Origin of the sequence: Streptomyces sp. NPDC021100 (genome assembly GCF_044333095.1) — a bacterium.
GTDB lineage: Bacteria > Actinomycetota > Actinomycetes > Streptomycetales > Streptomycetaceae > Streptomyces.
On the sequence record NZ_JBIRQH010000016.1, the window covers coordinates 22,432 to 42,442 of the forward strand.

A 20,011-nucleotide genomic window follows, 5' to 3' on the forward strand; every position below is an offset into this window, starting at 1 on the left:
CCCGACGGGCGTCCCCTCAGGCCGGCCCCGCCCCCCCCCGGGGGACGGCCCTGACGGACCACGCGGAACGCCGAACGGCCCGGTCCCTGGTGAGGGACCGGGCCGTTCGTTCCGTCCGGTGCGGGGATCCGTGAGCGGCGCTCCGGTCGTCAGCCGGCCTCCGCCGCCGCCGGCTCCGGCTCGTGCGGGCGCCGGACGAGGAAGGCCGCGCCCGCGCCGGCGAGGAACAGGGCGAAGACGGAGACGGCCGTGCCGATCCACGTCGCACCGAGCCACTGGCCCCCGAAGTACCCCAGGAACACGCTGTACAGCGCCCACGTCACGCCCGCGAGGGCGGACCAGGGCAGGAACTCCCGGACCCTGCGGTGCATGACGCCCGCGCCCAGGCTGACGACCGAGCGGCCGGCGGGGGCGAACCGGGCGACGACGACGAGCGCGCCGCCGCCGCGCAGCAGCGCGGTGCCGAGCCGTTCCTGGGCGGCCGTGAGGCGGCGCGAGCGGGCGATGGCGCGGTCGAAGCGGTCACCGCCGCGCCAGGCGACGCGGTACGCGACCAGGTCGCCGACGACCGAGGCCGTCGCGGCGCACGCCACCAGGGCGAACATCTCGGGAAGGGCCGTGTGACCGTGGGTCCCCACGGCGGAGCCGGCCGCCGCGGTGGCCGCGGTGATCACGAGGACTCCGCTCGGCAGCACCGGCAGGAAGACGTCGAGCAGCACCGATAGCGCGACGATCACGTATATCCATGGGGTGTCGGCCAACGCCCCCAACTGATCCAGCACGTCCGATCTCCTGTTACGGTCCCCCGCCGCGATGTCGCAGGGGAGCGGCAGGAGCGGCCTTCACAACCGTACAGAGTACGCCTGGGACTCCTGAGGCAAGCGAAGGGGGGCGCGCGATGCAGTACGTATCACGTGCCCCCCGACGAGGTCTCCCGGGGCTCAGGGCCCCGTTCTCACGCGCTCAGCGGCGGGAGTACAGCCGGCTGACGGCGAGGGCGCCCGGGCCCGTGAAGACGAGCAGCAGGAAGGCCCAGCAGAACATCGCCGCGGCCTCGCCGCCGTTCTGGATGGGCCACAGCGCCACCTTCTGGTGCATGTCGAAGTAGGCGTAGGCCATGGAACCGGAGGCGATCAGCGCCGCGCCGCGGGTGCCGATGCCGAGCATCACCAGGACGCCGCAGACGAGCTGGATGACGGCCGCGTACCAGCCGGGCCAGGTGCCGGCCTCGATGGTGCCGCCGTGGGTGCCGGCCGCGCCGCCGAGGACGCCGAAGAGCGAGGCCGCGCCGTGGCAGGCGAACAGCAGGCCGACGACGATGCGGAACAGCGAGAGGACGTACGGCCGGGCCGCGTCCAGGCGCTCCACGAGCGGTGCGGAGCCGCGGGACGCGGGGGCCGGGCGGGGGGCGGCCTGAGTGGGTGTGGGGGGCATGGGACTGCTCCTCGTGGCGGGGACGGATACGACGAGAGGTCCAAAGGTTAGGTACCCCTAACGATACTTGCAAGTTCAAGTTCTTCTTTCGCTTCGAGCGCTTCCGTCGTGCGCCGGGCGTTACGGCGGTCCGCCGGTGCCACCCGGAAACCCGGGCCGTCCGGCGACCGGTCGCACGGCCCCCCTGATGACAGCGTGCGACTTCCGGCGCGCCACCGAAAGTGGAACGCGTGCTCGACCCGGCCGGTCCGGTCGTTTACGGCCCGTCCCACCCGTCTCCGCGGAAACGGGGACGACGGCAGGCACTCCTGTCCCGTACCCTGAGGGGAGCAGAAGGGGAGTAGCTCTTCGCCGGACCGTCGACATACTGCTGGGCCCCAGGCCCGGCCGGCGCCCGGAGGCCGTACCCGCGAGGGTGCCGGCCAGCGAGACCTTCGGCCGCAGTGTCCATGACGCTGCCGTGCCGAAGCGACCCCTGAATCCCCCGGGACCCAGGGCAGGGCCCTTCCGGTGCGGCAGCCCCACCGAAGAGGAAACCTGTGATCAGCCTCACCGTCACCGCTCTGGTCTTCGGCGTGATCTTCCTGGCCGAGCTGCCGGACAAGACCGCCCTGGCCTCGCTCATGCTCGGCACCCGCTACCGCGCCTCGTACGTCTTCGCGGGCGTCGCGGCCGCCTTCGTCGTCCACGTCGCCCTGGCGATCGCCGCGGGCAGCCTGCTCACCCTCCTTCCGCACCGCCTGCTCCAGGCGATCGTCGGCGCGGCCTTCCTGATCGGCGCGGCGATGCTGCTGTTCCAGAAGGAGGAGGACGACGAGGAGGTCAGGAAGCCCGCCGACCAGTCCTTCTGGAAGGTGTCCGGCGCCGGCTTCATGCTGATCCTCGCCGCCGAGTTCGGCGACCTCACCCAGATCATGACCGCCAACCTGGCGGCCCGCTACGACGACCCGGTCTCGGTCGGTCTCGGCGCGGTCCTGGGCCTGTGGGCCGTGGCGGGCCTGGGCATCGTGGGCGGCCGGACCCTGATGCGGTATGTGCCCCTGACGCTGATCACGCGCGTGGCGGCGCTGGTCATGCTGGCGCTGGCCGGTTTCAGCCTGTACGAGGCGGCGGTGGGGTAGGAGGGAGCCCGCACCCGCCGCCCGCCCCCCTCACGGCCGCCGCTCGGCGCTCCAGCGGTTCGCCTCGCGCACCCGCCTGAGCAGGTCCGCGCGGCGGTCGGGGGCGGGGCCGGTGGGGCGAACAGGACCGGTGGGGTGGACGTGTCCAGTGGGGCCGACAGGTCCATTGGGGTGGGCGGGGCCGTGCGGTGCGATCGTCATGCGGCCCCGGCATCGGGCGGTCGGCCCGAACAGCCCCGTCGGTGCCGGGAGTTCCAGCGCGAGGGCGAGGGCCCGGTAGTCGTCCACCCTGCGCGTTCCGCACGCGCCGCAGGTCCGTATGCCGTCCGCCGTCGTCCATGCGGAGGCGGGGTGGCCGCAGGAACGGTGCGGGAGGCGTGGGCCGTTCACCGGGGGCACGGATGTCCGAACCGCGGTCATGAGCCGGCCGTCAGGAGGCGAGGGCCCATCTCGTCGGTGAGCGGCTCGACGCACCGGAAGTGCCGAGCGGCGAAAGGCCGGGCCGCTGCGGCACTCGGGCCGATATTCTGAGGACGCATCGAATCTCCTGCTGTTTCCAGGGGGTGGGTGTCGGCCTCGGCGGGGCTCGCCCGGTGGTTCCAGCACCGGTGAGCGGATATCCGCCGGGGCCTTTTCCCGTGTCCGTTTCGCGTATTCCGTCGTGGGTGCGCGCCCGTCGGCGCGTGTCCATGAAGTGCCTTTGCGGGCAAGCGGATTGACGGTCTCGCTGCGGCAATCCGACGCGCCCGGCAGTGTGACCGCGACGCTACTCGTAGTGTTTCTGCGAGTCAAGAAAAGCTGCGACCATTCCGTACCGCCCGGAGCTCTGCGATTCTTTGGTGCGACACGAGGGGAGAGCGCTTATGGCTGCGGGTATGACCGCGGGTTTCGGCCTGGTCGTCCGGTTCACCTTGCGTGGCGCGGAGGCCGCGGACGGCTTCGACGCGCTGGTCGCGCGGACGGTCGAGGGCATCCGACGGCATGAACCGGGGACGCTCGTGTACGCGACGCACCGCGTGCCGGACGAGCCCGACGTGCGCGTCTTCTACGAGCTGTACGCCGACCGCGCAGCCTTCGACGACCACGAACGGCAGCCGCACGTCCGGCACTTCCTCGCCGAACGCGAGAAATACGTCCTCGACACCGACGTCACGTTTCTCGAGCGCTTCGACGGAGAACGCCCGCACGGACACGGCGGGGTGTGAGCGAGACGGTGGCCGACGTGGGAGACGGGATCCGCGGACATCTCGGAGGCACGGAAGAACGCGACGCGGAACGACGGACGTTCGGCGCCCGCGTGGCGGCACTGCGGGCGCGGCGCGGGCTGACGCAAAAGGAGTTGGCGGCCCGCCTCGGCCGCACCACGAGCTGGCTCTCGCAGGTCGAGCGCGGGATCCAGCCCGTCAACCGGCTCGACGTGCTCCACCGGCTGGCCGACGGACTCGGCGTATCCGTCGCCGAGTTGCGCCCGGACGCGCCCCCGCCCGCGGAGCCGGTGGAGGGCCCCCTGGGGGACGACCCCCTGAACCGGGCCAGACTCCTGCTCTCCGGGCATCCCGCGCTCGGGGCGCTCCTGCCCCGCCCGCCCGCGTCCCCGTCGCCGGGCGACCCGCCGCTCGCCGGCGTCCGGGAGGACGTCGAGCGCGTATGGTCGCTCGCCCACGGAGACCGGTACGCCGAACTGGGCGCGGCGCTGAACTCGCTGCTGCCGAGCCTCGAACGGCTGGCGCGTACCGCCGGGAAGCGCGAGCGGGCCATGGCGTACGGTCTCCTCGCTCGCACCTACCAGGCGCTCTCGGCCGCCTTCACCCGGCGGAACGAGGCGGACGCCGCCTGGGTGGCCGCCGACCGCTCCATCGCGGCGGCGGAGATGTCCGGGCACGTCCTCGACGTCTTCGCCGGCACCTACCGGCTGGCCCACGCCTGTCTACGGTTCCGGCGGTACGAGCAGGCGGAGCACGTCGCGCGGGCCGCCGTGGACGCGCTCGGCGGGTCCGGTGAGTCCGGCGGCGAGGCGGCGCCCGCGCCGGAGGAACTGTCGCTGCTGGGCTCGTTCCACCTGGTGCTCGCCCTGGTCCACGCCCGGCGCGGCGACCGTCCGGCCGCCCGCCGGGAAACGGAACGCGCCCGGTCCGTCGCGCGCCGCCTCGACGGCGACAGGAACGACTTCAACCTGGAGTTCGGCCCCACCAACGTCGAGATCCAGGCGGTGGCCGTCGCCGTGGAGCTGGGGGACGCGGGCGAAGCGCTGGACACCGGGGCGAGGGTGGACGCGAGCGCTCTGTCCGCCGAGCGACGGGCGCGGCTGGCCCTCGAACTGGGCAGGGCGCACGCCCAGCTCAGGCATGTCACCGACGCGGTGGAGTGCTTCCTGGCGGCGGAGCACCTGGCCCCCGAGATGGTCCGCGGCCATGAGACCGCGCGGTCCGCGATCCGCGACCTGACGCTCGTCGCCGGGCGCTCGGCCCCGCCCGGGCTACGGGAGTTGGCGGAACGGGCGGGTGCGACGGGTTGACCCGCCGCCGGATGTCGGCCCTTCGGAGCCCGGCGGTGGCTCGGGCCGGTCCCGGCCGTGTGCCGTCCCGTACGTGCCGCCCGCCTCTCACGGTCGCCGTTCGGCGCTCCAGCGGTTCGCTTCGCGCACCCGCCTGAGCAGGTCGGCGCGGCGGCCGGGGATGGGGCCGGTGGGGTCGGCGAGGCCGCCGGAGCTGCCACCGTCGCGGCGCGTCGTGAGCGTCACGTCGCCCGGCATCGGGCGGTCGTCCCGAACAGGCCTGTCGGCTCTGGGAGTTCGAGCGCGAGCGCCCGGTAGTCGTCCACCCTGCGCGTCCCGCACGCGCCGCACGACCACTTGCCGTCCGCCGCCGATGCCCATGCGGGGGCGGGGAACTTCTCTTTCCCGAAGCCGCCGGACCCGGCCCTCTACGCTGTCCGTTGGAGAAAGAGGTGATCCCCCCATGGCAGATCAGGGCGCCCGCCGACTGCCCAAGTACCAGCGCATCGCCGCCGCGCTGCGACAGGCCATCCAAGACGGCGAATACGGGCCGGGCGACCGGCTGCCGGGCGAGAACGATCTGATGGCCGCCTACCAGGTCGCGCGCATGACGGCACGGCAGGCCCTCGGCGTTCTGCAGACCGAAGGCATCGTGGAAGCCCGGAAGGGCGCGGGCGTCTTCGTCCGCTCGTCCCGTCCGGTCCGGCGGAGGGGCATTCCGCGTCTCAGCTCCGCCGACTGGGAGTCCGGCCGGTCCATATGGTCGGGGGAGATCGAGGACCGCGCGCTCGTCGTGGACCGGCTCGAGGTCGCGCAGCTTCCGGCGCCCGTGCCCGTGGCCGAACTGCTGGGGGTGTCCGAAGGTGAGCCTGTCCGCGTCCGCAGTCGCCGGTATGTCCTCGATGGCAAGCCGGTGCTTTTCTCGGTCTCGTATCTCCCGGCGGAACTGGTGGCCGGTACGTCCATCGAACGAGAGGACACCGGGCCCGGTGGCACATATGCCCGTCTCACGGAACTCGGTCACCGACCGGTCAGATTCCGGGAGGAGATCCGCAGCCGTATGCCCTCCGGTGAGGAGGCGGAGCGCCTCGATCTCGCGCCCGGCACCCCGGTGGTCCTGATTTGCCGGACCGCGTTCACCGGGGAGGGGAGGGCTGTCGAGGTCAACGAGATGACACTCGATTCCGCCTCCTACGTTCTCGAGTACGAGTTCGACGGGTAGAACGGCCAAGGCCGGCTTCGCGGCGGCTCCGGGTCCCGCTCATCGCGCTCGCCCGGCCCGGCGGTTCCCCGGACCGTGGCGCCCTGCCTGTCTTCGGCGGCGGTCGTCCGCTCGGCCTCACGGGGGAGGGCGGACGGGCCGACGACAGCGATCCGCGTACCCCCGTCGGGGGGGGTGACCTCGAAATAATGGGCGCCCTCATGGGCGGAGGGCTGGGCCGAGCTCGTCAACCGGGCGTAATGACGGCCGGGTGACGGGTGATGAGTCGCGGCTCGCACGTGTCGATCGCGCTCGTCGCCGGGCGCTCCGCCCCGCCGGGCTACGGGAGTCGGCGGAACGGGCGGGAGCGGCGGGTTGAGCCGGCCGCGACGCCTGCGGCGGCCCCCCGGTCCTCCGGTGCCGGAGCCCGGCGGCGCGTCGGGCCGGCCCTGTCGGCGGCCGCTCAGGCCGGGGCGGGCAGGCGGATCGAGGCGAGCTTGGCCGGGTCGACGACGATGCGGATGCCGCTGATCCGGCCGTCGGTGACGGTGAAGGCGATAACGGAGAGCGGGGTCCCGTCGGCGCGCCAGGTCATATGGCCGGGGACGCCGTCGACCAGCACCGGCCGGTGGCGGACGGCCTCGCCGGAGGCCGTGCGGGCGCCGGCGGCGACCTCGGTGGCGCCGAGGACGACGACCACGCCGTCGGGGGTGTCGACGGTCAGCTTCACGTTCGGGTCGAGGATGCGCAGGAGCGCCGCGAAGTCGCCGCCGAGCGCGGCGGCGCGGAACGCCTCGACGACCTCGCGGTGCTCGCGGCCGGGGCCCGCCGCCCGGTCCGTGGCGTGGACCTTGCGGCGGGCGCGGCTGGCGGTCACCTTGGCGGCGTCGGCGGATTTGCCCAGGATGTGGCCGATGTCGCGGAACGGGACCGCGAACATGTCGTGGAGGACGAACGCCAGACGCTCGCTCGGAGAGAGCGAGTCGAGCACGACGAGCAGGGCGAGGCCGACCGAATCGGCCAGCGCCGCCTGCTCGTCCGGCGCGGGGGTGTCGGCGGGCGTCACCACGAGGTCCGCGCACTCCTGCCCGTAGGCGGTCTCGGGGCGGGCCCGGCGGGATCTCAGGAGGTCCAGGCTGATGCGGCCGACCACGGTGGTCAGCCAGCCCGCCAGGTTGCCGATGGCCGCCTCGTCCTGGCCGGCGAGGCGCATCCAGGCTTCCTGGACCACGTCCTCGGCGTCGGCGTGCGAGCCCAGCACGCGGTACGCGACGGCGCGCAGCCGGTCGCGCTGGGCCTCGAACGCCTCGGCCAGGAGACGGGACGGGTGGGCGGTCACGGCTTCCGCTGCTGGCGGAGCGAGATCCGGTTGCCGTCCGGGTCCACCGCCTCGGCGCGGACCCCGAACGGGTAGTCCTCGGGCGCGTCCTTCTCGAAGACGACGCCGCGCCGGCGCATGGCCTCGAAGTCCTTGTGCAGGTCGTCGGATTCGAGGATCAGCGGGCCGGGCGCGGGGTGTCCGTCCCTCTCGCCGGGCTGTCCCGCGGCCGACGCGTGCGGCCACAGGACGATCTGCACCGGGCTGTCGGGAACGCCGACGGTCAGGAAGCGTCCGTCGGGTCCGGAGAAGTCGATTCGCTTCTCCAGGCCGAGCCCGTCGGTGTAGAAGGCCAGCGCGCGGTCCTGGTCGGTGACGTAGACCGTCGCGTACATGAGGTTGGTCAGCATCGGGTTCTCGATTCACTCGTCGGTGAGACGGCCGTTCGGATTTTTCGGCCGCCGCCCCTATGACGAGTGCCGGTCGGAGAAGGTGACAGGGCCGGCCCGCCGGTCGTCCTGGGGCCGGAGGGGTGGTCCCGGCCTCGCGTCGTATGGGCACCTCCGGGCGGCACGGAGAAGACGACGACCCGGTCCGTCCGTCCCGGCCCGTCCCCGTCCGTGCTGTGCCTCCCGCGCTTTTCGTCCGGCGCACCAGCGGAGACGGTGAGACGGGCGTCACTCGCGGAGCCGTCACACCGCGGCGCGGTGTCCCGTCTGAGAGGCGACAGCGAAACAGCGATGTGACCAGGGAGTCCACATGAACGCGCGTCTGAACCTCTTCGGTGACCCGCAGGCCGCCGAGATCGTGAAGCACCTCGTCGCGGCGGGCAAGGTCGTGACGGACTCGGGGCTGCCGGCCGCGACGCAGGAGCTGGTGAAGATCCGCGCCAGCCAGATCAACGGCTGCGGTTTCTGCCTCGACATGCACGTCAAGGAGGCCGCCCACGCGGGCGAGACCGCGACCCGGCTGCACCTGGTCGCGGCCTGGCGGGAGGCCACGGTCTTCACCGACGCCGAGCGGGCCGCCCTGGAGCTGGCGGAGCAGGGCACCCGCATCGCCGACGCGGCCGGCGGGGTCCCCGACGAGGTGTGGGCGAACGCCGCCAAGCACTACGACGAGCGGCAGCTCGCCGGCCTGGTGTTCCTCATCGGCCTCATCAACGCCTTCAACCGCATGAACGTCATCGTCCAGCAGCCCGCCGGGGACTACCGGCCCGGGCAGTTCGCCTGACGGTCCGTCAGTTGCCGTCCGCGGCGGTGAGGTGGAGGGTCAGGCCGCCGTCCGCCGCGGCCTCCACGCGGACCCCGGTGAGGTCCGGGACGTGTGCGTCCGGAGCGTGGGCCCCCGCGCGGGGGCCCACGCCGACCACGCGCATGCCGGCCGCGCGGCCGGCCGCGATGCCCGCGCCCGAGTCCTCGAAGACGACGCACTCGTGCGGGGCGAAGCCCAGTTCGGCGGCGGCCTTGAGGAAGCCCTCGGGGTCGGGCTTGCTGGCGCCGACGTTTTCGGCGGTGACGCGGACGGCGGGCATCGGCAGCCCGGCGGCGGCCATGCGGGCCTCGGCGAGGGGCCGGTCCGCGGAGGTGACGAGGGCGTGCGGGAGCCCGGCGAGGGCGCTCATGAACGCGGGGGCGCCGGCGACCGGGACCACGCCGTCCATGTCGGCGGTCTCGGCCTCCAGCATGCGCCGGTTGTCCTCGTGGTTGAGCTCCATGGGGCGGTCGGGGAGCAGGGCGGCCATGGTGGCCCAGCCCTGGCGGCCGTGGACCACCTTCAGGGCCTCGTCCGCGTCCAGCCCGTGCTCCTCGGCCCAGCGGCGCCAGCAGCGCTCGACGACCACGTCGGAGTTGACGATGGTGCCATCCATGTCAAGGAGTACGGCCTTGATCGCACCAATGGACTCGGACCTGGGCATGCTGTGCTCCTGCGGGGGTGGGGCGGGCGTCGCCGGCTCGCCCCCGGGCGAGCGGCTCCGCTTTGTTCCTCCACGATACAAAACAGGGAGAGGCGCGCCAAGAGCGCGCCTCGGCCGTGCCCCCGGCCGCTCAGGCGTGCGCGCTCGGGCGGGTGCGGTGGCGGCGGTGGTACGCGACCACGGCGGCGGCGGTGAGCGGACCCCAGCCGAGCAGCGGCGCGTTGCAGAGCCGCATCAGGAGAAGCCAGGGCCGTACGGGTCGGCGTCGCCGCCGGCCACGCCCATGAGGAGCTGCGCGGCCGGCAGCACCGTGAAGATCAGGGTCAGCAGCGCGGCGCCGGTGCCCGCGACGGCCGTCACCACGGCCGGGCGGACCGCCCGCCGCCGAACGCCTGCACCCACCGCGGCACGCGTTCGCCCCGCGGGCGCGTCAGTCCGACGGTGAGGAGCGTGACCGCCTCGGCCGGCAGGCTCAGCCCCAGCAGCGTGGGGGTTCCCCAGCCGGGCACCTGGAGCCGGTCGCGCAGCACATCGGCCTCGTAGCCGACGGGACCCCCACGGCCGGCGCCGCCCGCCACAGGCTCGACGGGAGCACGCAGAGCGCGGCGACCCGGACGGCGCGGCGGGACGCCGGCAGGGTGGTGGCGGGACGCGCCGGAGCGAACGGGTGGGCGGCGTGCGGCGGGGAGCGGAGGGTGCGGTGAGGGCCATGGGCTTCATGCTGTCCCGCGAGCGGGGAGTGGTGGCTCCGCCCGGAGGAGGGTCCGGCTCCGCCGGGAGGGTGGAGGCGGCGCTCGGGCAGGGGGAGCGGAGCGCGCAGTGGTGTGGTGAAAGTCGCTGGTTGTGGGGTACGGGCTGTGCTTCCATGCCGCGATGGAGAGCGAGAGTGTGTTCGACGCGGATGTCCCTGTGCGCGTACGGCGACGGGTGGACCGCGACCTCGGCGCCTGTGTGCGGGTGCTGGCGGAGACCCACGAGCACGACGGCTATCCGGTGGACTGGCCCGAGTCTCCCCGGACTTGGCTGACGCCGGAGTCGCTCGTCGCCTCGTGGGTCGCGGAGGCGGACGGGCGTGTTGTCGGGCACGTCGGTCTCTCCCGGAGCGGCGCGGGGGACGTGGCGCCCGGGCTGTGGAGCGCTCGTGCCGGGGTGGGCACCGGCGCGACCGCCGTGGTCGGCCGGCTGTTCGTCGCTCCTTCGGCGCGCGGCCGCGGGGTCGGCGCGCTGCTGATGGCGCGGGCCGTCGGGGAAGCGCGGGAACGCGGGGCGCATCCGGTCCTCGATGTGGTGGCCACCGACGTCGCGGCGGCGGCGTTGTACGAGCGGCTCGGCTGGCAGTTGCTCGCCACGGTCGAACAGGAGTGGGGGCCGGGGCGGAAGGTGGCCATCCGGTGTTATGCGGCGGGGACGTGAGGGGGGTGCCCGCCCTGTGTCCGGGGTGCGGTCGTGCGTCAAGGCCGCTGTGGTCCGACGGCGCGGTCGTCGCGTAGGGGGTGAACGACCTGACGGGGGGCGCCCCTGTGGAGTGCCCCTCGCGTGCGCAGGCCGCGAACGCCCGCCGCACCCCCGCCGATTGGTGGCCCTTACATCGTTCATGGGGCTGACGAGCCGTCAGCCGGTACGGCCCGTAAGGGCCGCGCCGTCCTCCCCCGGGGCGATGCCCGTGCCCCAGGGGATTTCTACCGTGGCGGACATGTCCAAGAATCCCGCACGTCGTTCCGTACAACGTCCTGCTCGCAACGGGCGCGGCCGCAGGAGCGCGGTCGCCGCCGCGGCCTTGCTCGGCGCGCTCGCCGCCGCCCAGATACCCGCCGTCGCCGCCGCGGCCCCGGCCGCCACCGGCGCCCAAGCAGCCCGGGCCGGAGCGGCCGCGCCCGAGGTGCCCGCCCCCACCGTCCGGCAGGCGATCGGGGAGAAGACCCTCCGTCTCGTCGACGAGGCCCGGACGGACCCCTGGAAGCCGTCCGCGGGGAAGCGCGAACTGATGGTCTCGGTCTGGTATCCGGCGCGGTCCGGCCGCGGCTCCACGGCGCCGTACGTCTCGCCGGCGCTCTCCGAGGCGCTGTACGGCAACGCCAAGCTGAGCACCGTCCGCACCCACGCCGTCGTCGACGCCGCGCCGGCGGCCGGCGGGGCCCGGCCGCTCGTCGTGCTCTCGCCGGGGTTCGGGCAGAGCCGGGCGTCCCTCACCTCCGTCGCCGAGGAACTGGCGAGCCGCGGCTTCGTGGTGGCCGGGGTGGACCACACCTACGAGGCGGCCGTCGAGTTCCCGGGCGGCCGGATCGAGCAGTGTGCCGTCTGCGGCCCTGAGCAGCGCGACAACGCGGCGGTGGTGCGCAACCGCGCCAAGGACCTCCGCTTCGTCCTCGACCGGCTCACCGCGAACTCCCCGGCCGTGCCCGGCCTGCGGATCGACCGCGCCCGGATCGGTGTCGCCGGGCACTCCATCGGCGGCGCGAGCGCCGTCGAGGCGGCCGGGCAGGACGCGCGGGTGGCCGCCGCCGCCAACATGGACGGCGACTTCTTCACCGAGCCGCCCGCCGGCGGCGTCAAGAAGCCGGTGCTGCTGCTCGGCGCGGCCCGCGCGGGCGACCTCGGCGGGCCCATGGACACCTGGAGCCCCGCCTGGAAGGGCCTGACCGGCTGGAAGCGCTGGCTGGACGTGGGCAAGGGCGGCCATATGACCTTCACGGACATGCACTGGCTCGCGGATCAGGTCGGTCTGCCGGAGGGGGTGCCTCCGGAGGACGCGACGGGTGCGTTCGGCACGCTCCCCGGCGACCGCGCCAACGCGCTCACCCGCGCGTACCTCGTCGCCTTCTTCGACAGGCAGCTCCGCGACGCGCCCGGGAAGCTGCTCGACGGCCCGTCGGCGGAGTTCCCGGAGGTGGCGTTCCTGAAGCAGGAGGAGGGCGGCGTCCCGGCCGAGTGAGGAGCGGCCCCCAGGGGGCGGCGGGGAGGGGCGCGGGAGAACAAGCGGTTCCGCCCGCCGGTCAGGGAGTGCGGGCGGAACCACTTTGTTTCCCAAAGATACAAAAAGTCCCGCCATTCGCGCCAACGCCCCAGGTCAGCGGGGTCGCGAGGGGTCCGTGGGACGGCTGTGACGGTGTATCCCGGCGGGCCCCGGACGGCCATCCGGACGACGATGGGAAGGCGACGCGCCGGAACCGGTCCGCACCACGGAAACCGGTCCGACCCCGGACCCCGTCCCCGAGGAGGCGCTGCCATGTCCCAGGAGACCCCGGGCACCCCGGGCGTACCGGGCACCCCGAGCAGTCCGGGCGTGCCGGGCGCACCGGCCGCACCGGACGCCTCGATCACCCCGCCGGACGCCTCGGGGGCCGCGCCGCCCCCGGCGCCCGCCTCCGGCGACGAGCATCCCGCCCGTACCGTCCGGCTCGCGATCGGGGCCCTGCTGCTGGGCATGCTGCTCGCGGCGCTCGACCAGACGATCGTGTCCACCGCCCTGCCCACCATCGTCAGCGACCTCGGCGGCCTGGCGCACCTGTCCTGGGTGGTCACCGCCTACATGCTCGCCTCCACGGCGGCCACCCCGCTGTGGGGCAAGCTCGGCGACCAGTACGGCCGGAAGAAGCTGTTCCAGACCGCCATCGTGATCTTCCTGGTCGGCTCGGTGCTGTGCGGCATCGCGCGGAACATGCCCGAGCTGATCGCCTTCCGGGCCGTCCAGGGCCTGGGCGGCGGCGGCCTCATGGTGCTGTCGATGGCGATCGTCGGCGACATCGTCCCGCCCCGCGAACGCGGCCGCTACCAGGGCCTGTTCGGGGCGGTCTTCGGCGGGACGAGCGTGCTGGGACCGCTGCTCGGCGGGCTGTTCGTCGACCACCTCAGCTGGCGCTGGGTGTTCTACATCAACGTCCCCGTGGGCATCGTCGCACTCGCCGTCATCGCGGCCGTCCTGCACATCCCCGTCCGCCGCACCCCGCACCGCATCGACTACCTCGGCACGTTCCTCATCGCGGGTGTGGCCACCTGCCTGGTGCTGATGACCTCGCTGGGCGGGGTCAGCTACCCCTGGTCGTCCTGGCAGATCATCGGGCTCGGGGTGCTCGGCGTGCTGCTGCTGGTGACGTTCGTCCTCGTCGAGCGGCGGGCCGCCGAACCGGTGCTGCCCCTGGGGCTGTTCCGGAACCACACCTTCACGCTCTGCTCGGTGATCGGCTTCGTCGTCGGCTTCGCGATGTTCGGCTCGATGACCTACCTGCCGACGTTCCTCCAGGTCGTGCACGGCGTCACGCCGACGCTCTCCGGCGTCCACATGCTGCCCATGGTCCTGGGCATGCTGATCTCGTCCACCGGCTCCGGACAGATCGTCAGCCGCACCGGCCGCTACAAGGTCTTCCCGATCGCCGGCACCGCCGTGATGTGCGTCGGCCTGCTGCTCCTGCACCAGTTCCAGCCGGCCACCAGCACCACCGTGATGAGCCTCTGCTTCTTCGTGTTCGGCTTCGGGCTGGGCCTGGTGATGCAGGTGCTCGTGCTCATCGTGCAGAACTCCGTCGCCTACGAGAACCTCGGCGTCGCCACCTCCGGCGCCACCTTCTTCCGGTCGATCGGCGCGTCGTTCGGCGTCTCGGTCTTCGGCACGATCTTCAGCAACAAGCTCGCCCCGCGCGTCACCGACGCCCTCGCCGGCGTCCCGCTGCCGCCCGGGCTCAACCCCGGCACGCTCACCGCCGACCCGCGCGCCGTCGACCGGCTGCCCGCCGCCGCCAGGGGCGGCGTCCTCGCCGCGTACTCCGACTCCATCACCGACGTCTTCCTCTACGCCGTCCCCGCCGGGATCGCCGCCTTCGTCCTCGCCTGGTTCCTGCGCGAGGAACCGCTGCGCGCCGGGGTCACCGCCCCCGACCACAGCGAGGTCGTCTCCAGCAACCCCGTCGAACGCTCCTCGCACGACGAGGTCGCCCGCGCCCTGTCACTGCTCGGCAGCCGCGAGGGCCGGAAGCGGATCTACGAGCGCATCACCGAACGCGCCGGGCTCGACCTGCACCCCGCCGCGAGCTGGCTGCTGCTGCGCACCCGGCGGCACGGACACGCCGAGCCGGCCGCCCTCGCCGAACGCGTCGACGTCCCGCTGCGCGTCGTCACCGACGCCGTCCGGCAGCTCGAATCGGGCCGGCTGGTACGGCGCGAGGGGCTCCGGATCTTCCTCACCGACGCGGGCCGGGACCAGGCCGACCTGCTGTTCCGGGTACGGGAGGAGTCGCTCGCGGAGTTGCTCGGCGACTGGTGGACCCCGGACCGGCCGACGGACCTCGACGCGCTCGTCCACGAGCTCTGCGCCGAACTGTGCGGATCGGACGCGGAACAGCCGCACGACGGGGAGCGGCGGCACGACCTGGCCGATCACCGGCATCCGTGAGGGCCGTCGGCGGGAGTGCCGTCGCTCCGGCCGCCGCCCAGCTCCTTCCCCAGCCACACTTCCGTGTAAGGGCCGTGTACGTACGGCTCGATGGCCGTGTAGCCGTGCCGGGCGTACAGCGTCCGGGCCTCTGTCAGGTCGCGGCGCGTCTCCAGCACCACCCGCTCCGCACCCCAGCCGCGCGCGGCCTCCTCCACGGCGGCGAGCAGCGCGGCCCCCACTCCGCCGCCGCGCCGCGCGGGGTGGACGAACATCCGCTTGAGCTCGGCGGTACGGGCGTCGAGCCGCCGCACTCCGGCGCAGCCCGCCGGTTCGTCCCCGAGGCGGGCGAGGAGGAAGACACCGTCGGGCGGGACGAGATCGTCGCTGGGGTCCTCGGCGAGGTGCCGCTCGATCTCCTCGGGGGCGGTGGTGCGGCCGTGGCGCAACAGATACCAGCGGTCCGCGACGTCGGTCAGGTACGCGCGGAGGACGAGCGCCGCCTCGGGGGAGGCGACGGGGTGGGGGGTGACGGTGAGGGGGCCCTCCGCGGCTGTGCCGGCGCCGCCCGGGGTCTGTCGCGTGGTCGTCATGGACGGGAGCGTGGCACCCGGGCCGCGTGTGGCGCTCGGGGTTTTCCGGGGCGGGGTGCGCCCCGGTCCGTACGCCAGGTCCCGTGTGCCCCGGTCCGCACCCCGGGTCCCGTGTCCCCCGGTCCGTACCCCAAGACCCGTACCCCCGACGGGATCACCGGCCGGGCGACGTCAGGGTGCACCCGTACGGGCGAGGCTCGGCCCGGAGTGCGGGCTCTGTCCCCCGTTCCGCACCCTTCCCACCCTCCTCCCGCACCCCGCCTCGACGTCCCGCCGTCCGGAATGACCGGGCTTGCGGGCAAAGCGCCCCCTAGGGGGACGCATTCCGGCCACGTTCGGCAACCATGAGGTGACCTGGGGGCGACCTGCGGCTGTTCGGCAGGACTCAGTAAGGTCTCAAAGAGCCGGACGAGGGTGACCGAGCTGGGCGACCGGAGGAGCGGCAAGGCGTGGTGGAAGCAGAGCGGAGCGGGGCGGGCGACCCGCCGCGGACGGGTTCGCGGACCGTCGTGGCGCTGGGAGCCCTCTGGCTGATCGCCGGGGTGCTGGCCGTGCGCCAGGCGGCGGTGGTGCTGCGGAGACCGCCCGACCGCCGGTTCACGGACCTGGCCGCGTGGATAGGGGAGCACGGCGTCCTGCGGACGCGCGGTTCGTTCTACGAGGACGACCGCTTCACCGGCACCCCGGTCGGCGGCCTGGTGCTCAGACCGCTGACGAACGCCGCCGAGCGCAGCCTCGGCATCGGCTGGACGCTCGCGACGCTGCTGCTCGTCGTCGCCGTCGCGCTGGTCGCCGCCCGCGCGCTCCCCGGGCCGCTCTCCCGCCGTACCGCCCTGCTGGCCGCCCCCGTCGCGGTGAGCGTGACCGTGCTGTCGCTGCCGGTCCGCAGCACCTTCAGCCTCGGCCAGACCAGCATCATCCCCGTCCTGCTCGTCCTCCTGGCCTGCTGCGTACCGCGGTTCGCCCGGGGATCCGGGCGGGCGAGCGGCGTCCTCGTCGGCGTCGCGGCGGCGCTGCAGCCGGCCGTCCTCCTCTTCGCCCCGCTGCTGTGGCTGACCGGCCGCCGCCGCGCGGCCGTCACCGGCGGCGCGACGTTCGCCGCCGCCACCGCCCTGGCGTGGGCGGCGGCGCCCGACGACTCCTGGACGTACTGGGTCCACCACATCGCCGGCGCCGGCCTCGGCGACAAGCCCGACGGGCTGACCAACCAGTCGCTGCACGGCCTGCTGCTCCGCCTCGGCCTGCACGGGCCCGCGGAGATCGCGCTGTACGGGGTGCTGGCCGTCGCCGTCGCCGTGCTCGGCCTGCGCCGGGCCGCGCACTACGCGCGCGACGGGCAGCCGCTGCTCGCCACGGCCATCACCGGGTGCGTCGCGGTCGCCGTCTCGCCCACCGCCTGGCAGCACCAGCAGCTGTGGATCCTGCTGGCCATCGCCGGGCGCGTCGGCAAGCGGCGCGCGGACCGGATGGTGTGGCCCGTGCTCGTCGTGCTCGTCATGACGCTGAACCACACGATCATCGTCCCGGACAACCCCGTCCTCGTCCCGGTCGGCGACAACGCGCCGCTGCTCGCCGCGCTCGCCGCCGCCTGCGCCGTGCCGTTCCTCACCCGCACCTCACCGATGTGGGAGCGGCCGGCGCCGACGCCGGTCGCCGAGCCGCAGCGGGGCCGGTTCGCGTGGGTGCCGCTGCTGCGGTTCTGGAAGCGGCCGCTCGACCGGCCCAATCTGCTGCTGGAGTTGATGCTGATACGGGTGGGCTACTTCGTCTACTCGTACATCCGCGCCAGCGCCCCCGAGGAACGGGGCCTCGCGGAGTCGCACGGCCGGCAGATCATCGGTGCCGAGGAGTTCCTGCACATCGACTTCGAGCATGGCTTCAACCACTTCGTGGCGGGCATCGGCTGGCTCACGGACACCATGAACTACTACTACGGCACCTTCCACTTCCTGGTGCCGCTGTCCCTGCTGGCCTTCCTGTACGTGCGCCGCCCGGCCACCTACCGGTGGGCACGCACGGCCCTGGCCCTGGCCACGCTGCTGGCGCTGGTCGGCTTCTGGGCGTACCCGCTGGCACCGCCGCGCCTGATGCCGGGCCGCGGCTTCATCGACACGGCGAACGGCCCGCAGGACCTGTCCAACCCCGACTTCGGCGCGCTCACCGACCTGTCCAACCAGTACGCGGCGATGCCCTCGCTGCACATCGGCTGGTCGCTGTGGTGCGGTGTCATGATCGCGGTCGTGGCGCCGAAGCTGTGGATGAAGGCGCTGGGGATGGTCTACCCGATGATGACCTTCCTGGTGATCATCGGCACGGCCAACCACTACGTCCTCGACGCGTGCGGCGGCGCGCTGGTGGTGGCGAGCGGGTTCGGCATCCAGTACGCGCTGACCGGTCCCGGCCGCACGGCCCTGGCCCGGATCCCTGCGGCCCGCAGCGGGAGCGACGCACCGGAACCGGCGCCGGCGGCGCGGGTCTGACGGGTGGCTGCGGGGCTCGTCCGCTCCCGCCCCGGGCGTCGGACGTCGACCCGCTCCCGCTTCGGGCGAGGGCTCGTCCTCTCCCGTCCCGGGCGCGGGTCGACGTCCGACGGCCGCCAGTGGTCCGGCGCCGGCCGGACGATGCTGGTGGCATGACGACATCCACGACGGCTACTACGGACGGTGCGGCGGCCACGGGGGCCACGCCGGCTACGGCGGTCCCGCAGGCCACGGAGGCCACGGCGGTCCCACAGGTCATGGAGGCCATGGGGGCCACGAGCGCCACGAGCGCCACGCAGGCCCCGGCGCCGGCGTCCCCGGCCGACCCCCTGTCCGTCCTCAAGGGCATGTACGAGGCCGAGGCCCGCTACCTCGCCGCCGGCGGCCCCGGTGCCGCCTCCTTCGACCTCCTCGCCCCCTACTTCGCCCCCGACGTGGTGCTGCACCAGGCCGATTCCCTGCCGTACGGCGGGACCTGGCACCGGCACGACGGCATGGCCCGGTTCTTCCTGGCGATGAGCCTGGCCTGGGAGCGGTTCGACATCCTCGGCCAGCGGTTCCTCGGCGTCGAGGGCGAGACGGTCGTCGTCCACAGCCGCGTCCGCGCCCGGGCCCGCGCGACCGGGCGGGAGCTGGAGTTCCCGATCATCCAGACGATCGAGGTGCGGGACGGGCGGATCGCCCGCGTCCGGCCCTTCTACTGGGACACCGCCGCGATCGCCGAGGCGTGCGCGGAACCGGCCCCCGCCCGCCGACGGGGGCGCGGCGGGCGGGGGAGCGCGACGGGTCCGGCCGTCACCGGTCCCGGCGGGGAGCGGGCGTCACTCGCCGACGAGGACGCGTGACGCCGGGTCGGTGACGTCCGTGACGTCGTAGACCGCGCTGAACGCGGACGTCTTGGCGGCCGTCGGGCAGCCGAAGCCGCCCTCGACCTTCACCGGCGCCGGGGCGTTGGTGAGGGTGATCTGCGACGGGTTGTCGGCGTCGCCGTTGGTGAACACGGCCGGCAGGGTCGCCGGTCCGGTGGGCGCCGCCGTGACGGTGCAGGACGCCAGGCCGGTCGTGGTGAGCTTGAAGCCCGCGGCGGGCATGCCCAGGGTGGCGACGATCGGGTCGCCGTTCTGCATGGCGACGGTCCAGGTGCCGGAGGTCTCCACGGCCGCCTTGACGCCGGGCATGCTCGTCGTGCAGCCGGTGAACGAGGGCGGGTTGATGTCGTTGCTCACGGGGCCGGACGCGTTGTGGTTGCCGGGGGCGTCGGGGATGCGGTTGTTGGCGCTGCCGTCCGAGGGCGCGGAGCTGGAGACCGTACACGTGACGGTGACGGAACCGGCCTTGAACGTCGCCTTCCCGTTGAGCGTCGCGGTGAAGGAGTGGCCTGCGGGGGTGACGGTGGTGGACGCCGCGTCGGCGGCCGAGGCCGTCCCGGCCGTGGCGGTTCCGGCGCCGGTGAGGGCGAGCGCGGCGGCCAGGGATAAGCCGGCCCCGGCGGCGAACAGGGTGCGGGTGCGGGGACGGGGGAGCGGTGCGGTCATTGCGGCTCCTTCGGGGGGAGGGGTGGTGCGTGGGGGACTTTGCGGAGGGGGACGCGTGGGGGTGCGGCGGGTGGGGCGGGTGGGACCGCAGGGGGAGCCGGGGACGCCGCCGGACCCTCCGGCAGCGGCTCGACGGGCTCGACGGGTTCGTCCTCCGGTCCGTCCGGCGGCGGTTGCTGTGGCTGGTGTGGCTGCCAGGCGAAGACCATGCTGCCGCCGATGACCCCGAGCAGGGTCCCCAGCAGGAACCCGCCGAGGTTGGAGAGGACCAGTGCGGCCGCGGCGCACATGACGGTGACGATCCCGGCGAACATCCGGTAGGAGGGGGCGAACCAGGCGCTCAGCCCCATCATGATCATCACCAGTCCCATCAGGATCGACAGGATGCCGGTGACCCCCTGGACCAGCATGATCTTCAGCGGCCCCAGCGGAATGGCGCAGATCTCGGCCCCCGCGAGGGTGCTGAGCAGACCGCCCCAGAAGGGGCGGCCCTTGCGCCACGTCCGCCAGGCCGGCCAGGGATGACGGCGTGCCTCGGTGCCGGACGTCACG

At 73.8% G+C, this 20,011-nt stretch carries 22 protein-coding genes and 1 pseudogene; 10 read left to right on the forward strand and 13 right to left on the reverse strand.

Annotation, left to right across the window (positions count from 1 at the left end; all coding sequences use genetic code 11):
- Positions 1 to 149: 149 nt before the first annotated feature.
- Both ACH4PU_RS25485 and ACH4PU_RS25490 read right to left on the reverse strand, forming a co-directional pair.
- The gene (locus ACH4PU_RS25485; RefSeq protein ID WP_398276400.1) at positions 150 to 782 is read right to left on the reverse strand and encodes a DedA family protein; all 633 of its coding nucleotides are present in this window, start codon (positions 780 to 782) and stop codon (positions 150 to 152) included.
- A gap of 181 nt (positions 783 to 963) precedes the next feature.
- Positions 964 to 1,434, reverse strand: a complete 471-nt coding sequence (locus ACH4PU_RS25490) for a DoxX family protein (protein WP_185940634.1) — start codon at positions 1,432 to 1,434, stop codon at positions 964 to 966.
- 539 nt (positions 1,435 to 1,973) lie between these two features.
- Here ACH4PU_RS25490 and ACH4PU_RS25495 point away from each other — a divergent pair.
- Positions 1,974 to 2,555 carry a TMEM165/GDT1 family protein gene (locus ACH4PU_RS25495; protein ID WP_398276404.1) on the forward strand — a complete coding sequence of 194 codons (582 nt, stop codon included), beginning with the start codon at positions 1,974 to 1,976 and terminating at the stop codon, positions 2,553 to 2,555.
- A 30-nt stretch (positions 2,556 to 2,585) separates the two neighbouring features.
- On the opposite strand, the gene ACH4PU_RS25500 is transcribed toward ACH4PU_RS25495, so the two are convergent.
- A complete protein-coding gene (locus ACH4PU_RS25500) occupies positions 2,586 to 2,975 on the reverse strand; it encodes a DUF6255 family natural product biosynthesis protein (protein WP_398276407.1) in 390 nt (129 codons plus the stop codon).
- Between the two features lie 455 nt (positions 2,976 to 3,430).
- Between ACH4PU_RS25500 and ACH4PU_RS25505 the strand changes: the two genes are divergently transcribed.
- Both ACH4PU_RS25505 and ACH4PU_RS25510 read left to right on the forward strand, forming a co-directional pair.
- On the forward strand, positions 3,431 to 3,760 hold the full coding sequence (locus tag ACH4PU_RS25505; RefSeq protein WP_398276410.1) for a putative quinol monooxygenase: 330 nt from the start codon (positions 3,431 to 3,433) through the stop codon (positions 3,758 to 3,760).
- On the forward strand, positions 3,757 to 5,070 hold the full coding sequence (locus ACH4PU_RS25510; protein WP_398276413.1) for a helix-turn-helix domain-containing protein: 1,314 nt from the start codon (positions 3,757 to 3,759) through the stop codon (positions 5,068 to 5,070). The genes ACH4PU_RS25505 and ACH4PU_RS25510 overlap by 4 nt, the downstream gene beginning before the upstream one ends.
- 87 nt (positions 5,071 to 5,157) lie before the next feature.
- On the opposite strand, the gene ACH4PU_RS25515 is transcribed toward ACH4PU_RS25510, so the two are convergent.
- On the reverse strand, positions 5,158 to 5,295 hold the full coding sequence (locus tag ACH4PU_RS25515; protein ID WP_398276416.1) for a hypothetical protein: 138 nt from the start codon (positions 5,293 to 5,295) through the stop codon (positions 5,158 to 5,160).
- Positions 5,292 to 5,420 (reverse strand): annotated as a pseudogene (locus ACH4PU_RS25520) (DUF6255 family natural product biosynthesis protein); the annotation flags it as partial. The pseudogene ACH4PU_RS25520 and the gene ACH4PU_RS25515, both read right to left, overlap by 4 nt.
- 92 nt (positions 5,421 to 5,512) lie before the next feature.
- Here ACH4PU_RS25520 and ACH4PU_RS25525 point away from each other — a divergent pair.
- The gene (locus ACH4PU_RS25525) at positions 5,513 to 6,271 is read left to right on the forward strand and encodes a GntR family transcriptional regulator (protein WP_398276419.1); all 759 of its coding nucleotides are present in this window, start codon (positions 5,513 to 5,515) and stop codon (positions 6,269 to 6,271) included.
- A gap of 442 nt (positions 6,272 to 6,713) precedes the next feature.
- On the opposite strand, the gene ACH4PU_RS25530 is transcribed toward ACH4PU_RS25525, so the two are convergent.
- Both ACH4PU_RS25530 and ACH4PU_RS25535 read right to left on the reverse strand, forming a co-directional pair.
- Entirely contained in the window at positions 6,714 to 7,589 is an 876-nt protein-coding gene (locus ACH4PU_RS25530) for a sigma-70 family RNA polymerase sigma factor (protein ID WP_398276422.1), read from the reverse strand.
- Complete coding sequence (locus ACH4PU_RS25535; protein WP_398276425.1) at positions 7,586 to 7,978, reverse strand: VOC family protein; 393 nt, start codon at positions 7,976 to 7,978, stop codon at positions 7,586 to 7,588. Before ACH4PU_RS25535 ends, ACH4PU_RS25530 begins: the two co-directional genes overlap by 4 nt.
- 349 nt (positions 7,979 to 8,327) lie before the next feature.
- Between ACH4PU_RS25535 and ACH4PU_RS25540 the strand changes: the two genes are divergently transcribed.
- The gene (locus tag ACH4PU_RS25540) at positions 8,328 to 8,801 is read left to right on the forward strand and encodes a carboxymuconolactone decarboxylase family protein (protein WP_398276428.1); all 474 of its coding nucleotides are present in this window, start codon (positions 8,328 to 8,330) and stop codon (positions 8,799 to 8,801) included.
- Positions 8,802 to 8,808: 7 nt separating this feature from the next.
- Here the strand turns inward: ACH4PU_RS25540 and ACH4PU_RS25545 are convergent, their stop codons facing one another.
- From ACH4PU_RS25545 to ACH4PU_RS25555, 3 genes are all read right to left on the reverse strand, one after another.
- Positions 8,809 to 9,486 (reverse strand): HAD-IA family hydrolase, encoded by a 678-nt coding sequence (locus ACH4PU_RS25545; protein ID WP_398276431.1) that lies wholly within the window; start codon positions 9,484 to 9,486, stop codon positions 8,809 to 8,811.
- A gap of 234 nt (positions 9,487 to 9,720) precedes the next feature.
- Positions 9,721 to 9,849, reverse strand: coding sequence for a hypothetical protein (locus ACH4PU_RS25550; protein ID WP_398276434.1), 129 nt, complete (start codon positions 9,847 to 9,849; stop codon positions 9,721 to 9,723).
- The gene (locus tag ACH4PU_RS25555) at positions 9,843 to 10,064 is read right to left on the reverse strand and encodes a hypothetical protein (RefSeq protein ID WP_398276437.1); all 222 of its coding nucleotides are present in this window, start codon (positions 10,062 to 10,064) and stop codon (positions 9,843 to 9,845) included. The genes ACH4PU_RS25550 and ACH4PU_RS25555 overlap by 7 nt, the downstream gene beginning before the upstream one ends.
- 295 nt (positions 10,065 to 10,359) lie before the next feature.
- On the opposite strand from ACH4PU_RS25555, the gene ACH4PU_RS25560 reads away from it, so the two are divergent.
- The 3 genes from ACH4PU_RS25560 to ACH4PU_RS25570 all read left to right on the forward strand — a co-directional run bounded on the left by ACH4PU_RS25560 (position 10,360) and on the right by ACH4PU_RS25570 (position 14,872).
- A complete protein-coding gene (locus ACH4PU_RS25560; RefSeq protein WP_398276440.1) occupies positions 10,360 to 10,899 on the forward strand; it encodes a GNAT family N-acetyltransferase in 540 nt (179 codons plus the stop codon).
- 280 nt (positions 10,900 to 11,179) lie between these two features.
- Positions 11,180 to 12,418 carry an alpha/beta hydrolase family protein gene (locus tag ACH4PU_RS25565; RefSeq protein ID WP_398276443.1) on the forward strand — a complete coding sequence of 413 codons (1,239 nt, stop codon included), beginning with the start codon at positions 11,180 to 11,182 and terminating at the stop codon, positions 12,416 to 12,418.
- A gap of 294 nt (positions 12,419 to 12,712) precedes the next feature.
- Positions 12,713 to 14,872, forward strand: a complete 2,160-nt coding sequence (locus tag ACH4PU_RS25570; RefSeq protein ID WP_398276446.1) for an MFS transporter — start codon at positions 12,713 to 12,715, stop codon at positions 14,870 to 14,872.
- Here the strand turns inward: ACH4PU_RS25570 and ACH4PU_RS25575 are convergent.
- On the reverse strand, positions 14,857 to 15,444 hold the full coding sequence (locus tag ACH4PU_RS25575) for a GNAT family N-acetyltransferase (RefSeq protein ID WP_398276449.1): 588 nt from the start codon (positions 15,442 to 15,444) through the stop codon (positions 14,857 to 14,859). The two genes, ACH4PU_RS25570 and ACH4PU_RS25575, sit on opposite strands and share 16 nt — an antisense overlap.
- Positions 15,445 to 15,893: 449 nt before the next feature.
- Between ACH4PU_RS25575 and ACH4PU_RS25580 the strand changes: the two genes are divergently transcribed.
- Both ACH4PU_RS25580 and ACH4PU_RS25585 read left to right on the forward strand, forming a co-directional pair.
- Positions 15,894 to 17,924 (forward strand): bifunctional glycosyltransferase 87/phosphatase PAP2 family protein, encoded by a 2,031-nt coding sequence (locus ACH4PU_RS25580; RefSeq protein ID WP_398276452.1) that lies wholly within the window; start codon positions 15,894 to 15,896, stop codon positions 17,922 to 17,924.
- A gap of 152 nt (positions 17,925 to 18,076) precedes the next feature.
- Positions 18,077 to 18,769, forward strand: a complete 693-nt coding sequence (locus ACH4PU_RS25585; RefSeq protein ID WP_398276455.1) for a nuclear transport factor 2 family protein — start codon at positions 18,077 to 18,079, stop codon at positions 18,767 to 18,769.
- On the opposite strand, the gene ACH4PU_RS25590 is transcribed toward ACH4PU_RS25585, so the two are convergent.
- Positions 18,746 to 19,459, reverse strand: a complete 714-nt coding sequence (locus tag ACH4PU_RS25590; RefSeq protein WP_398276458.1) for a hypothetical protein — start codon at positions 19,457 to 19,459, stop codon at positions 18,746 to 18,748. The two genes, ACH4PU_RS25585 and ACH4PU_RS25590, sit on opposite strands and share 24 nt — an antisense overlap.
- Positions 19,456 to 20,010, reverse strand: a complete 555-nt coding sequence (locus tag ACH4PU_RS25595) for a DUF6114 domain-containing protein (protein ID WP_398276461.1) — start codon at positions 20,008 to 20,010, stop codon at positions 19,456 to 19,458. The genes ACH4PU_RS25590 and ACH4PU_RS25595 overlap by 4 nt, the downstream gene beginning before the upstream one ends.
- Position 20,011 lies beyond the last annotated feature (1 nt).

Coding starts and splice junctions, on each gene's coding strand:
- ACH4PU_RS25505 (WP_398276410.1), top strand. CDS start 3,431: ATGACCGCGGGTTTCGGCCTGGTCGTCCGGTTCACCTTGCGTGGCGCG.
- ACH4PU_RS25565 (WP_398276443.1), top strand. CDS start 11,180: ATGTCCAAGAATCCCGCACGTCGTTCCGTACAACGTCCTGCTCGCAAC.
- ACH4PU_RS25500 (WP_398276407.1), bottom strand. CDS start 2,975: ATGACCGCGGTTCGGACATCCGTGCCCCCGGTGAACGGCCCACGCCTC.
- ACH4PU_RS25560 (WP_398276440.1), top strand. CDS start 10,360: ATGGAGAGCGAGAGTGTGTTCGACGCGGATGTCCCTGTGCGCGTACGG.
- ACH4PU_RS25490 (WP_185940634.1), bottom strand. CDS start 1,434: ATGCCCCCCACACCCACTCAGGCCGCCCCCCGCCCGGCCCCCGCGTCC.
- ACH4PU_RS25540 (WP_398276428.1), top strand. CDS start 8,328: ATGAACGCGCGTCTGAACCTCTTCGGTGACCCGCAGGCCGCCGAGATC.
- ACH4PU_RS25590 (WP_398276458.1), bottom strand. CDS start 19,459: ATGACCGCACCGCTCCCCCGTCCCCGCACCCGCACCCTGTTCGCCGCC.
- ACH4PU_RS25525 (WP_398276419.1), top strand. CDS start 5,513: ATGGCAGATCAGGGCGCCCGCCGACTGCCCAAGTACCAGCGCATCGCC.
- ACH4PU_RS25535 (WP_398276425.1), bottom strand. CDS start 7,978: ATGCTGACCAACCTCATGTACGCGACGGTCTACGTCACCGACCAGGAC.
- ACH4PU_RS25570 (WP_398276446.1), top strand. CDS start 12,713: ATGTCCCAGGAGACCCCGGGCACCCCGGGCGTACCGGGCACCCCGAGC.
- ACH4PU_RS25575 (WP_398276449.1), bottom strand. CDS start 15,444: ATGACGACCACGCGACAGACCCCGGGCGGCGCCGGCACAGCCGCGGAG.
- ACH4PU_RS25585 (WP_398276455.1), top strand. CDS start 18,077: ATGACGACATCCACGACGGCTACTACGGACGGTGCGGCGGCCACGGGG.
- ACH4PU_RS25545 (WP_398276431.1), bottom strand. CDS start 9,486: ATGCCCAGGTCCGAGTCCATTGGTGCGATCAAGGCCGTACTCCTTGAC.